Annotated in this window: 10 protein-coding genes; 8 read left to right on the top strand and 2 right to left on the bottom strand. The window is 41.9% G+C overall.

Annotated features, from left to right (window positions below; genetic code table 11):
- The first annotated feature begins 267 nt into the window (after positions 1–267).
- On the top strand, positions 268–1,641 hold the full coding sequence (locus PTT44_RS09275; RefSeq protein WP_004693606.1) for a diaminobutyrate--2-oxoglutarate transaminase: 1,374 nt from the start codon (positions 268–270) through the stop codon (positions 1,639–1,641).
- 2 nt (positions 1,642–1,643) lie between these two features.
- Entirely contained in the window at positions 1,644–3,176 is a 1,533-nt protein-coding gene (locus PTT44_RS09270; protein WP_125273101.1) for a pyridoxal phosphate-dependent decarboxylase family protein, read from the top strand.
- 697 nt (positions 3,177–3,873) lie between these two features.
- Here the strand turns inward: PTT44_RS09270 and PTT44_RS09265 are convergent.
- A complete protein-coding gene (locus PTT44_RS09265; RefSeq protein WP_168159025.1) occupies positions 3,874–4,815 on the bottom strand; it encodes a SphA family protein in 942 nt (313 codons plus the stop codon).
- Positions 4,816–5,294: 479 nt separating this feature from the next.
- Between PTT44_RS09265 and PTT44_RS09260 the strand changes: the two genes are divergently transcribed.
- The 5 genes from PTT44_RS09260 to sohB all read left to right on the top strand — a co-directional run bounded on the left by PTT44_RS09260 (position 5,295) and on the right by sohB (position 11,372).
- A complete protein-coding gene (locus PTT44_RS09260; RefSeq protein ID WP_168159024.1) occupies positions 5,295–6,320 on the top strand; it encodes a substrate-binding domain-containing protein in 1,026 nt (341 codons plus the stop codon).
- Positions 6,321–6,424: 104 nt separating this feature from the next.
- Positions 6,425–7,804 (top strand): phosphate ABC transporter permease subunit PstC, encoded by a 1,380-nt coding sequence (pstC, locus tag PTT44_RS09255; RefSeq protein WP_004980352.1) that lies wholly within the window; start codon positions 6,425–6,427, stop codon positions 7,802–7,804.
- Entirely contained in the window at positions 7,804–9,192 is a 1,389-nt protein-coding gene (gene pstA, locus PTT44_RS09250; protein WP_168159023.1) for a phosphate ABC transporter permease PstA, read from the top strand. The genes pstC and pstA overlap by 1 nt, the downstream gene beginning before the upstream one ends.
- A 13-nt stretch (positions 9,193–9,205) precedes the next feature.
- The gene (gene pstB / locus PTT44_RS09245) at positions 9,206–10,120 is read left to right on the top strand and encodes a phosphate ABC transporter ATP-binding protein PstB (RefSeq protein ID WP_004693593.1); all 915 of its coding nucleotides are present in this window, start codon (positions 9,206–9,208) and stop codon (positions 10,118–10,120) included.
- 280 nt (positions 10,121–10,400) lie between these two features.
- Complete coding sequence (gene sohB, locus PTT44_RS09240) at positions 10,401–11,372, top strand: protease SohB (protein WP_337960671.1); 972 nt, start codon at positions 10,401–10,403, stop codon at positions 11,370–11,372.
- A gap of 79 nt (positions 11,373–11,451) precedes the next feature.
- Here sohB and PTT44_RS09235 read toward each other — a convergent pair whose 3' ends face one another.
- Positions 11,452–12,663, bottom strand: coding sequence for an aspartate aminotransferase family protein (locus PTT44_RS09235; protein ID WP_168159021.1), 1,212 nt, complete (start codon positions 12,661–12,663; stop codon positions 11,452–11,454).
- Between the two features lie 162 nt (positions 12,664–12,825).
- Between PTT44_RS09235 and grxD the strand changes: the two genes are divergently transcribed.
- Complete coding sequence (gene grxD / locus PTT44_RS09230; RefSeq protein WP_004693588.1) at positions 12,826–13,167, top strand: Grx4 family monothiol glutaredoxin; 342 nt, start codon at positions 12,826–12,828, stop codon at positions 13,165–13,167.
- Positions 13,168–13,174 lie beyond the last annotated feature (7 nt).

Genomic DNA, 13,174 nt, shown 5'->3' with positions numbered 1-13,174 from the left:
AATAAATAAATTCATCGGCTTTTCTTTACGTTGTCACACTATAAGAGGATAATTTAAGCTATGGTTTGGCATGATATATTTTTTTAGTAAATTTCTGGCAGATAATGTCCAAAAGCTGTTTATTTTATTGAAAATTTCTGTATCATCCGCCTCCTAGTTATGAAGTATCCAAACGCTATCTAACTAGAATTTATAAAGCGCCGAGTCAAAGGACCAAAAGTCACCCGACTTATTTCTTTCAACCCATATCAGAGATGGTAATTCGATATGAGCGTTTCTTCTGTAAACCCTGCCACTAATACTACTAACGAATACTATTTGACTCGCCAAAGTCAGATGGAATCCAATGTTCGTAGCTATCCACGGAAATTGCCGTTAGCGATAGCCAAAGCATTAGGCTGCTGGGTTACTGATGTTGAAGGTACAGAGTACCTCGATTGTTTAGCTGGGGCAGGAACATTGGCTTTGGGCCATAATCATCCTGCGGTAATTCAAAGTATTCAAGATACACTTGCAAGTGGTCTTCCTTTACATACTTTGGATTTAACGACACCTTTAAAAGATGCATTTACTGAAGCATTACTTGAACAATTACCAGGCGGTAAGGAAGAGTATTGTTTACAGTTCTGTGGTCCATCTGGTGCAGATGGTACGGAAGCAGCAATTAAATTAGCGAAGACGTATACCGGTCGTAGCACAGTGATTAGTTTCTCTGGTGGTTACCATGGCATGACGCACGGCGCTCTTGCAATGACAGGTAATCTGTCTGCGAAAAATGCTGTAAATGGTTTAATGCCAGGCGTTCAATTTATGCCGTATCCGCATGAATACCGTTGCCCACTTGGTTTAGGTGGTGAAGCGGGTGTGGATGCTTTGACATATTTCTTTGAAAACTTCATTGAAGATGTTGAAAGTGGTGTAACCAAGCCAGCTGCTGTCATTCTTGAAGCAATTCAAGGTGAAGGCGGTGTGGTAACAGCGCCAACCAAATGGTTGAAAAAAATCCGCGAAGTGACTGAAAAACACAACATTGTGTTGATTCTTGACGAAGTTCAAGCAGGCTTTGCACGTTCAGGCAAAATGTTCGCATTTGAACATGCGGGTATTGAACCTGACGTAGTGGTAATGTCTAAAGCCGTTGGTGGTAGCTTACCACTTGCTGTATTGGGTATTAAACGTAAGTTTGATGCTTGGCAGCCAGCAGGTCACACGGGTACTTTCCGTGGTAACCAGTTGGCAATGGGTACTGGTCTTGCAACGATCAAAACCATCAAAGAACAAAACCTTGCGCAAAATGCACAAGAACGTGGTGATTTCTTACAAGCTGAATTTAAAAAGCTTGCTCAAGAGTTCCCATGTATCGGTAACGTGCGTGGTCGTGGTTTGATGATTGGTGTTGAAATTGTTGATGAGCGTAAACCAGCGGACCATATGGGGTCTTTACCTGCAGATGGTCAATTGGCAGCAGCGATTCAAGCGGCATGCTTTAACAACAAATTGTTGTTAGAAAAAGGCGGCCGTAACGGCACAGTTATTCGTTTACTTTGCCCATTGATCATCACTCATGATGAATGTGTTGAAGCGGTTTCTCGCTTCAAGAAAGCAATTGCTGAAGCACTTGTTGCAACTCGAGGCGCGTAATCATGGTTGATTTTGCAGAACACCGTAAGGCGTTACTCTGCAATGATGCTGCATCCATTGCTGACTACTCGTCAGCAATGGACCAAGCGACTAAAGCAGTTGCAGCATGGTTGCAAAACGACAAAATGTACACGGGCGGTAGCATCAAAGAGCTCCGCAGTGCGATTGCATTTAATCCTTCTAAAGAGGGTTTGGGTGTACAAAAGTCACTTGAACGTATGGTTGAGCTTTTCTTAAACAAAAGCTTAAAAGTCCATCATCCGCACTCGCTCGCACATTTGCACTGTCCAACCATGGTGACCAGTCAAATTGCTGAAGTGCTGATCAATGCAACGAATCAATCAATGGATTCTTGGGACCAAAGTCCTGCAGGTTCATTGATGGAAGTTCAGTTGATTGACTGGCTTCGTCAAAAAGTGGGTTATGGTGCAGGTCAAGCAGGTGTGTTCACTTCTGGTGGCACACAGTCAAACTTGATGGGTGTATTGCTTGCACGTGATGCATGTATTGCAAAAAACTGGAAAGACGAAAACGGTAATCCGTGGTCTGTACAGCGTGATGGCGTGCCGGGCGATGCGATGCGTAACGTCAAAGTCATTTGTTCTGAAAATGCACACTTTTCTGTGCAAAAGAACATGGCGATGATGGGCATGGGTTTCCAATCAGTTGTGACCGTTCCTGTGAACGAGAACGCGCAGATGGATGTGGATGCACTTGAAAAAACCATGGCTCACCTTCAGGCTGAAGGTAAGATTGTGGCGTGTGTAGTTGCAACTGCGGGTACGACCGATGCAGGTGCAATTGATCCACTGAAGCAAATTCGTGAAATCACCAACAAATATGGCGCGTGGATGCACATCGATGCGGCGTGGGGTGGTGCTTTAATCCTATCGAACAATCATCGCGATATGTTGGATGGTATTGAGCTTTCTGACTCAATTACGCTGGATTTCCATAAGCATTACTTCCAAACCATCTCTTGTGGTGCATTCTTGCTCAAAGACGAAGCGAACTATCGTTTCATGCACTATGAAGCTGAGTATTTAAACTCTGCTTATGACGAAGAGCATGGCGTGCCTAACCTCGTGTCTAAGTCACTTCAAACAACACGTCGTTTCGATGCGTTGAAGCTTTGGATGACCGTTGAAGCGCTTGGTGAAGAACTGTATGGTTCTATGATTGACCACGGTGTTACTTTAACTCGTGACGTTGCTGATTATATCAATGCAACTGCCGGTTTAGAGATGTTGGTTGATCCACAATTTGCATCTGTATTGTTCCGTGTGGTTCCAGAAGGCTATCCAGTAGAATTGCTTGATACCTTAAACCAAAACGTTGCAGATGAATTGTTTGCACGTGGTGAAGCGAATATTGGCGTAACTAAAGTAGGTCAAAATCAATCTTTGAAAATGACGACTTTAAGTCCAGTTGCGACTTTAGATAACGTGAAGAACCTGCTTGGTCTTGTCCTTGCAGAAGCGGATCGTATCAAAGGTTCAATCGCAGATGGAACCTATACACCTGCAATTGCTTAATCGATTGTTTGTGTTAAAAAAGGAGCTGATATCAGCTCCTTTTTTATGTGTTCTAAATATTAAGAAACATAACATCACTGGCTAAGTTTCTAATTTTAATTATGTTGGAGAAGCTTTATTTTTCTATGAAGTAGTTTTCGATATCTGCTTGAACTATGATTTTCAGGAAAATGAGCTTCAATGCTTAAGACTAAAGCTAAATATTCGGGCTTTTGATTTTCAACAGGCAAATGATTTTCTTTAATGGTTTTAATATCAAGAAAATAACCTTAAGTATAAGCAAATCTTTCTCATCATTGATGATGTATGTGAATCTTTTGAAACAATTAACTCATGACATGGTTTGCTTAATAACCAAATGCATTTCTAACAATAAGAGCAGAAAGAGAAGGGCTTACTATAATTCTGCACTCAGTAATAATCAGATATCAATAGTCTACTGAAAGATTCAATCATATTTTTAAAATCTTACATAGGTGAGAAGATTTGGGTCAAAAGATGCGATCTGTTTACACTTTGGTTTCTTAAACTGCTAGAAAATATAAGGTAAAGCCGTTTGCTTGGAAACTTCAATTATTCGGCGTGATTTTCTAAAGAATATAGAGAGAAGGCCTTTATGAACTTTCTCCCTCGTGGAATTGGATGCTCAGATCATAATAGATCACAGCTTGATTGATTTGAGGTGATAGTCGCTTGGTTAGAACTGATAATTTACAGTGAGTTGGTATGCTTCACCTTCAGGGCGGTTTTTAACATCAAACTCGTAGACGCCACGAAACGATGCAGAAAGTGCGGTGGTTTCACTTAATTTCTTCTCATAAGTAAGGATAGGTCCAATACCAAGGGCTTTACCTTTAAAACCGTCAAAACGATCGCCTAAGTTACTTTTGTCATCCGTAGTCTGTTGAATCCATCCAAAAACTGCTCCAGCGCCTAACCCATCACTACCTACGTCACCAAAACGTTTTAGACCGAGAATGTCCATTCGGAAAAGATCACCATTTTCATAGTCTGTGGCATCGTTTTTAGTATAAATCTCGTAGGCAATGTTGGTGCTGATTTCAGCATTTCCAGTTGGGAAAATTTTAGTAAATGCAACATTAGGGACAAAGGTCCATGTATTTTGTCCTGCGTTGCTCACGATATTTTTGTCATAACTTCCAGTAGGCGCGTAGATAGAAACTCCAAATAAACCATGCATTACTGGGCTGAAGTGGTAGTTGAAGGAAACTGGGGAAAAGACCGCATCTCCAATTTTGGTGGTTGACTGTTCCGCATCTAAATTATTGATTGAGCCACGGATATCGGTATATTGGACGGGAATTCCAACAGTGGTAGCGACAGACCATTTATCTGTACTGTTCCATACGAAGATACCATTAAGCAAGTTATAAGAAACCTTGTAGTCTAAACCCGCACTAAGTTGACCAATAATCGGGACCTCTTTAGATTTTGAAATTCCCCCATCATAATAAATACTAGAGAGAGTGAGTACACCGCCATTTTCAGTGGGAAGGATGGCATTGTAAGGCTGAACTTGCATGCCTGTAATGGGGCGCCCAATACCACCCTCAACGGCGAGGGCATTTTGGACCATGCTAGTGGTTAAGAGTAGAGCAAAAGATAATCTATAAATCATGATGAACCCTCTAATTGTAATAATGAGAATGATGGTGTTGTACGGCATTTTTTTTGTATCTGTATAATATATATACACACTGTCTGGGTTGTCGACAACGTCTTTTGCTGGGTTTTATATGAAATTAAATATTAAAATCAGTAAAATGGGAATATTGAAGTCTCATTTGTTGGTTGTTGATTTTAAAAAGTTTTTTTGTTTTTATTTGGTTTTTTAAGTGGTGTTGTAATAAAGTAGTCTTTAAAAAAATGAATTATTAAATCATGTGGTGTAGTGTGATATTTATCGGTATGTTTATAGAAAATGTCACACAACAAAGTGTAACGAATCATGGACAAATAAAAATAAACATCATGAAAGTGTCACAATGCTGTAACTTGCTTGTCATATTCTGAAATCAAAATGCAGTTATCCAAAAAAGTACAAGACTGAATAAAAAGTGGCGTACTCCAAAATGTTTAATATGTGAGATAACAAATATGCGCTTAAACCATATCGCACTTGCAGTAGTAGTTTCTGGGGCAGCTGTAGCAACTACGGCAAACGCAGCTCGTGACACCATTCAAATTGCGGGTTCTTCAACAGTTTTACCTTATGCAAGTATTGTTGCTGAAGAATTTGGCAATACTTTCCCACAATTTAAAGCACCAGTTGTTGGTTCTGGCGGTTCTTCAGGTGGCTTGAAACAGTTCTGTAATGGTGTGGGCGACAACACCATCGATATCGCAAACGCATCTCGTAAAATTAAAGATACAGAATTAGCTGCTTGTAAAAAAGCTGGTGTGAACCAAGTGATCGAAATCAAAATTGGTTATGACGGTATTGTGTTTGCTTCAAATGCAAGCAAAGCAGCCTACAAATTACGTCCACAGCACGTCTATGCAGCTTTAGCAGCGCAGTTACCATCTAACGGTAAAATGGTTGCAAACCCATATACACGTTGGAACCAAATTGACAAAAGCCTTCCAAACGAACCAATCACTTTAGTGATTCCAGCATCAAACCACGGTACACGTGAAGTGTTCCAAGAAAAAATGGTTGATGCAGGCTGTGAAACTTATGCAGCAATCAAAGCAATGGATAAAGATGCACAAAAGAAAGCATGTTCAACTTTCCGTAAAGACGGCAAAGTGATTGAGATTGCGGGTGACTACACTGAAACTTTGGCGCGCTTAAAAACGTCGCCTAGCGCAGTGGGTGTGTTTGGTTTAGGTTTTTACGACCAAAACCGTGACAAGTTACGCGTAGCTACAGTGAACAATGTTGCACCATCTGAAAAGACAATTTTGAATGGTTCATACCCAGTTTCTCGCCCATTATTCTTCTATGTGAAGGGTGAGCACTTGAAATCAATCAGAGGCTTAAAAGAATACACTGAATACTTCATCAGCAAGAAAGTATCAGGTAAAGGTTCTAAGCTTGAGCGTGCTGGTTTGATCTCAATGTCAGACAAAGAGCGTGCAGCAGTTCTTGCGAACTTCAAAGCAGGCAAAGCGGTTAAGTAATTAAGCGTAGAAACAGTCAACGGTAGGCAAGTCCTACCTTTGACGTTTTTTACTAGGATTAAGTTTTTTCAAATAATGAAAATTGAAAGAACCGTGGAGAATACATGAATCTGCTACTTATAGGTGTGTTATTGGCACTGATCGCCATAGCCTATCAAATGGGCTTAAGTCAGAGCCGTAACTTAGCAGGTAAGGGAAATAATTCTGCAAAATTACACTCACGTCCGGGGTATTACGGTGCGTTAGTGGCTTTGTGGTGTGGTATCCCTGCTTTTTTAATTTTGATTGTTTGGAATATTGTTGAACCAAATGTTTTGAATCATGTGGTGTTAAATCACGTGCCAGCACAAGTCGCTGCAACTTTAGATGCTGCTAGTACAGATGTGTTGATCAACCGTGTGGAAGCGATTGCCTCTGGTTTTGGTGTAACAGATACACCAGCCGCGTATGAGCTTGCTGCTGCGGAGCAACTGGCGAAGTTTCAAAGCATTGGTACATTTGCAAAAATTGCAGTGGTGATTTGTGCGGCGTTGGCAGGTTTAGTCGCTGCGAAAAAGCGCATTGCAACTCAGTTTCGCGCGCGTAACCAAGTTGAAAAAACCATCAATGTTGCACTTGCGCTCTGTTCTGGTGTTGCGATTCTAACCACGATTGGTATCGTGATGTCGATGTTCAGCGAGGCAATGCGATTCTTCCACTTTGTGAGTCCACTCGACTTTTTCTTCGGTACAGAATGGAACCCCGGCTTTAGTACTTCAGGTAGTGCAGATGGCAGTTATGGTTTGCTTCCGCTACTTTGGGGCACCTTAATGGTCAGTGGTATTGCACTCTTAGTTGCAGTCCCTGTAGGTTTAATGATCGCAATCTATCTTGCTGAATATGCATCTTCTGGTTTCCGCTCATGGGCAAAACCAACCATTGAAGTGCTCGCAGGGATTCCAACCATTGTTTACGGTGTATTTGCACTGATGATCATTGGCCCATTCTTTAAAATGCTTGGTGAATCCGTTGGTTTACACATCAACGCAACTAGCGCACTCACTGCTGGTTTCGTCATGGGTATCATGATTATTCCTTTCGTTTCATCGCTGTCTGACGACATTATCACGCAGGTACCACGTTCATTACGTGATGGTTCATTAGGTTTAGGCGCGACAAAGTCTGAAACCATTCGTCAGGTAGTGATACCAGCAGCACTTCCAGGCATTATCGGCGCGTTCTTGCTTGCAGCATCACGTGCCATCGGTGAGACCATGATTGTGGTGCTTGCAGCAGGGAATAGTCCTTTATTGCATGCCAATCCACTTGAAGCCATTTCAACTGTGACCATTACCATCGTAAACCAATTGACTGGTGATACTGACTTTGCAAGCCCGCAAGCTTTGGTGGCATTTGCACTAGGTCTGACCCTCTTTGTAATTACGCTTGGTTTGAACATTGTTGCACTGTACATCGTGCGTAAATATCGTGAGCAATACGACTAATGACGACTTCTAATAGCACAGCAGATCAAGTATTTGATCCACAACATGCGGCAGAATTACGAGAAAAGCGTAAGCAAACGATCAGTAATTCATTGGCAAAACGTCACCGTAAAGAAAAAACCTTTCGTTTCTTTGGTTTCTCGGCAGTGATTGCAGGTTTATTCTTTGTCGCGTTACTTTTTGGTAGTATTTTATCGAAAGGCTTACCTGCTTTTTGGCAAAGTAGCATGAGTTTACCCGTGTACTTTGACCCTGCCATTATTACGACAGGTGCAAAACCAGTACAGCGTGCAGGCGAATCTCCAGCGCAGTTTGAGGAGCGTTTTATTGCTTGGCAAACTGAAATGGGCATGGTGGATTGGGATGCTTTAATCGTGAATGCCATGATTGCAAAAGACCCAGCACTTGCTTCTAAACGCGATGATTTGGCTTCTTTATATACGAGCTCGGAAGCGTATCGCTTACGTGATATGGTGATGAAAGATCCATCATTGGTAGGTAAAAAAGAAGACATTAAAGTGCTTGCCGATGCAAACGTTGATGTGTGGCTCGCAGAAAATATTGACCGTAGTTTGCCTGATGAACAGCAACAGTTGAGCCCAGAAGTTCGTCAACTTGCCGATGAAATGAAAGCTTCAGGGGTCATGGAAAATACTTTCAATACCAACATCTTCGTCAGTCCAGACTCGCGTAGTTCTCCTGCAACTTCAGGTTTAGCAGGGGCATTCATGGGGTCGCTGTTCATGATGCTGATCGTGATCATTATTTCGATTCCAATTGGTGTGGCATCTGCAATTTATCTTGAAGAATTTGCACCTAAGAACTGGATCACTGATGTCATTGAAGTCAACATTAACAACCTTGCGGCTGTACCATCAATTGTTTTTGGTTTGCTCGGTGCTGCGATTTTTATTGGCTGGATGCATTTACCGCTTTCTGCGCCATTGGTCGGTGGTTTGGTACTGAGCTTAATGACTTTACCAACGGTGATTATTACGACACGTGCATCGTTGAAAGCTGTACCTCCTTCAATTCGTCAGGCTGCTTTAGGGTTAGGTGCTTCACGTGTACAAACTGTATTTCATCACGTTTTACCACTTGCACTACCGGGGATTCTAACGGGTGCAATTATTGGTGTAGCACAAGCATTAGGTGAGACTGCACCACTGTTATTAATTGGTATGAGTGCATTTGTTGCAAGTGTACCTACAACTCCATTTGATCAATCGAGTGCTTTACCTGTACAGATTTTCTTGTGGCAAGGTAATGAGCTGCGTAACTTCTTCGAAGGACGTACAGCGGCTGCGATTATTGTTCTGCTTGCAATGATGATTGGACTCAACAGTATTGCAATTTGGTTACGTAAGAAATTTGAAGTCCGTTGGTAAGTGAGGGCAAAATATGAATACCGTTGTTAAAAATTCCTTAGATCAGGATCAAACAGTGAATCAAGAACACACTCAATTTACAAACCCGAATACGACCTCAGGTCAGCAGGGTACTTCTTTTGTGTCGCAGTTTGATACACAGACTTCTGCTAAGAAAGATCAGGCACAAGGACAAGTCAAACTCAGCACTTCAGATGTACATGTTTACTATGGCGAAGCTGAAGCGATTAAAGGGATTGATCTGAATATCTACGAAAATGAAGTGATTGCATTTATTGGGCCATCGGGCTGCGGTAAATCGACCTTCTTACGTACTTTGAACCGTATGAACGACACCATTGATAGCTGTCGTGTGACGGGTAAAGTGATGTTGGATAATCAAGATATTTATGACCCAAACCTAGATGTGGTACTGCTTCGCGCTCAAGTAGGTATGGTATTTCAGAAACCAAACCCATTCCCAAAGTCAATTTTTGATAACGTGGCTTATGGCCCTAAACTGCATGGTTTGGCGCGTGATAAGTATGACTTAGAAGAAATTGTAGAAAACAGCTTACGTAAAGCGGGCCTTTGGGACGAAGTCAAAGACCGTTTAAACCAACCGGGCACGGGCTTGTCGGGTGGTCAGCAGCAGCGTTTATGTATTGCACGTACCATTGCGGTAAGTCCAGAAGTGATTCTGATGGATGAGCCATGTTCAGCGCTTGACCCGATTGCAACAGCGAAAGTGGAAGAGCTTATTTCTGAGCTTTCAACGCAGTATACGATTGCAATTGTGACGCACTCGATGCAGCAGGCTGCACGTGTATCAGACCGTACCGCTTACTTCCATTTAGGTGACTTGATTGAAGTGAACTCAACCGAGAAAGTCTTCACTCAGCCAGATCATCAGTTAACTGAAGCCTATATTACAGGTCGTTTCGGTTAATACGCACAACTTGAAATATTTGAAAAAACAGAGCCTAAGTGCTCTGTTTTTTATACGCGAGCATTTGGTTTGGTGATGAAATAGCCACGATGATGGACATTGCCTATTGGAGTCATATTGGACAAATGATGCGAAGGTGTGCTGCCTGAGAGATTGACTCATCTTGTAAATGATTAAGTGTGAAAGATAGCGCATTACAGAATAAAACAAAAAATGGCTATTGAAAAAAAATGCCATTGACCTAATCTAGGTCATATACAGACGTATTATTTTAGAGAATATAATTTCTATGTTATTTCATTTACCGAAACTTCCCGCTGAAATTCGAATTACACATTTAAATGCGCGTATCAATGAACAACGTAAAAAAATTGCGCAAACAACAGCCTCTAAATTGGAGTTATTGCAGCTGACTCAGCAGTTAGCGAAAGAGTCACGCCATCGTAAAAAGGCCAATCAAAAAGTTTATATTCTAGATTTTAAAGGTGATACTGCGGCAACAGCGGTAGATAGCTTGCGTGAAGAAATCACCTTGATTTTAGCGACAGCCAAAGTAGGGCGTGATCGCGTTGTGGTACGTTTAGAAAGCCCAGGCGGTATGGTGCATGGTTATGGTTTGGCTGCTGCACAGTTGGTACGTTTACGTGATGCAGGTTTCAATCTCACTATCTGTGTCGACAAAGTTGCAGCGAGTGGCGGTTATATGATGGCATGTATCGCCAATCAGATTATTGCTGCACCTTTTGCGGTTGTCGGTTCAATTGGTGTGGTCGCGCAAGTTCCTAACTTTAATCGTCTGCTAAAAGAACACAATATCGATTTTGAGCTGTACACAGCAGGCCAATATAAACGTACAGTGACGATGTTTGGTGAAAATACAGCAGAAGGTAAGGCGAAGTTTGAAGAAGAGCTACAACAGACGCATGTGCTGTTTAAACACTTTGTTGAAAAATACCGTCCACAACTCAATGTTGAGAAAGTAGCGACAGGTGAGCACTGGTATGGCCAAGATGCTTTAGATTTGAATTTGGTCGATCAGTTACAAACTTCAGATGCTTATTTGCTTAATTTGCTGACCGATCATGATGTTTATGTCATCTCAACGCGTAAGAAACCGACTTTAGGTGAGAAGTTAGGCTTACAAGCAGCGCAAATGGCAGATGCCTTGGTACCAGCAGTCATGAATAAAGTGATAGAAACCTTGACTAAAACCAATGCAAACTTGGTGCAAATGCGTGATCCGAAACTTTAATATTTAGTTGGCCGATTCATTTCAAAAAGTCTGGTTCTGAAATATGCAAAAAGCAATTTTAGAACCAGACTTTTTTGTCTTAAGCCAAGTAAGCTTTAATCATTTTCACTAGACGTTCAATCAGTTGATCCGCCTGTTCTTTGGTAATGTTCAAGGTTGGCAGTAAACGCACCACAGAACCTGCGGTGACGTTAATAATGGTGTGGTATTCGTCACGAGCGATGTTGACCAAGTCACCACATGCTTTTGGTAGTTCCACACCAATCATCAAACCAAAGCCACGTACAATCACATTTTGATCGGCAAGTTGGTTACGCAGTTGTTCTACGATGTAAGCACCTTGTTCAGCCGCATTTTGTACAATGTTTTCTTTTTGCATAATGTCGATGATGGTATATACCACACGTGAACCCAATGCTGAGCCACTATATGTTGAACCGTGGTTACCTGCTGTCAGCACGCCTATACCACGACCTTGAGTCATCACCGCACCAATGGGAAAACCATTGCCTAAACCTTTGGCTGTGGTGAGTACATCAGGAATGATGTTGGTGTGTTGGTAGGCAAAGTATTCGCCTGTACGGCCATTACCAGTTTGAACTTCGTCCAACATCATCAGCCAGTTATGCTGATTACAGATCTGACGAATCTCTTCCAAGTAGCTAAAGCCTTGCGGAGCAGTGTTGACCCCACCTTCGCCCTGAATTGGTTCGACAAAGATTGCGACAATGTCAGGATGATTGATTGCAGCTTCTTCAATGGCTTCAATGTCGCCGAATGGGACACGAATAAAACCTTCAACCAATGGGCCAAAGCCTTCTTGGACTTTTTTGTTGCCTGTTGCTGATAACGTTGCCATGGTACGCCCATGGAATGAGTGCTCTGCAACAATGATTTTTGGATTGGCAATGCCTTGCATGTAGCCAAATTTACGGGCAATTTTGATTGCACCTTCATTGGATTCTGCACCACTGTTTGAAAAGAACACTTCTTCCATGCCAGCAACTTCAGCAAGTTTTTGTGCTGCAGCCGTTTGCCAAGGCACTTCAAACAAGTTGCTAGTATGAATGAGCGTTGCAGCTTGTTCTGCAATCGCTTCTGCAATGACAGGATGAGCATGGCCTAAACCACAGACTGCAATACCCGTTAGCGCATCAAAGTATTCAGTACCATCTTCTGTGTACAGATAAGAGCCTCGACCTCGGACAAAGCTGATCGGCTGACGGCCAAATACTGGCATCAAATGAGAGGGTTGATCAGTTTGTACAGGAGCAAGGGTAATGTTATTCATGACTAACTCTTATCTGTTAGAGGGTAAGTGAAATCCAATATTAAGCAATTATGCTTGTAGTTTTAAAGCCTAAATCTAAATAAAAGTCGAAATATTGCTTTAGGCATACTGTTTTTCTACGTTTTGGGTATAATGCGGGTTAGATTAGTTGAGGATTGATCAATGACTGAACAAGCACGCGATACCGAAGCGTTAATTCGTGACCAAATTGCAAAACACGCTGTACTTCTTTATATGAAAGGCACCCCACAGTTTCCACAATGTGGTTTCTCTGCACGTGCTGTAGAAGCGCTTAGTCAAATTGGTCGTCCGTTTGCTTATGTGAATATTCTTGAAAATCCAGATATTCGTGCTTTGTTACCACAAATTGCAAACTGGCCTACATTCCCACAGTTATGGATCAACGGTGAGTTGATTGGTGGTAGTGACATTATTCTAGACATGTTCCAAAAAGGTGAATTACAACCTTTAGTTGAGCAGCATAGTCCAGCACCTGAAGCTTAATCTTCAG

Source organism: Acinetobacter sp. Gutcm_16, from assembly GCF_028649355.1.
In the GTDB taxonomy this organism is placed as follows: Bacteria; Pseudomonadota; Gammaproteobacteria; order Pseudomonadales; family Moraxellaceae; genus Acinetobacter; species Acinetobacter johnsonii.
The sequence above is the reverse complement of the archived record's forward strand: the minus strand, read 5'-3'. Positions and strand labels throughout refer to the sequence as shown.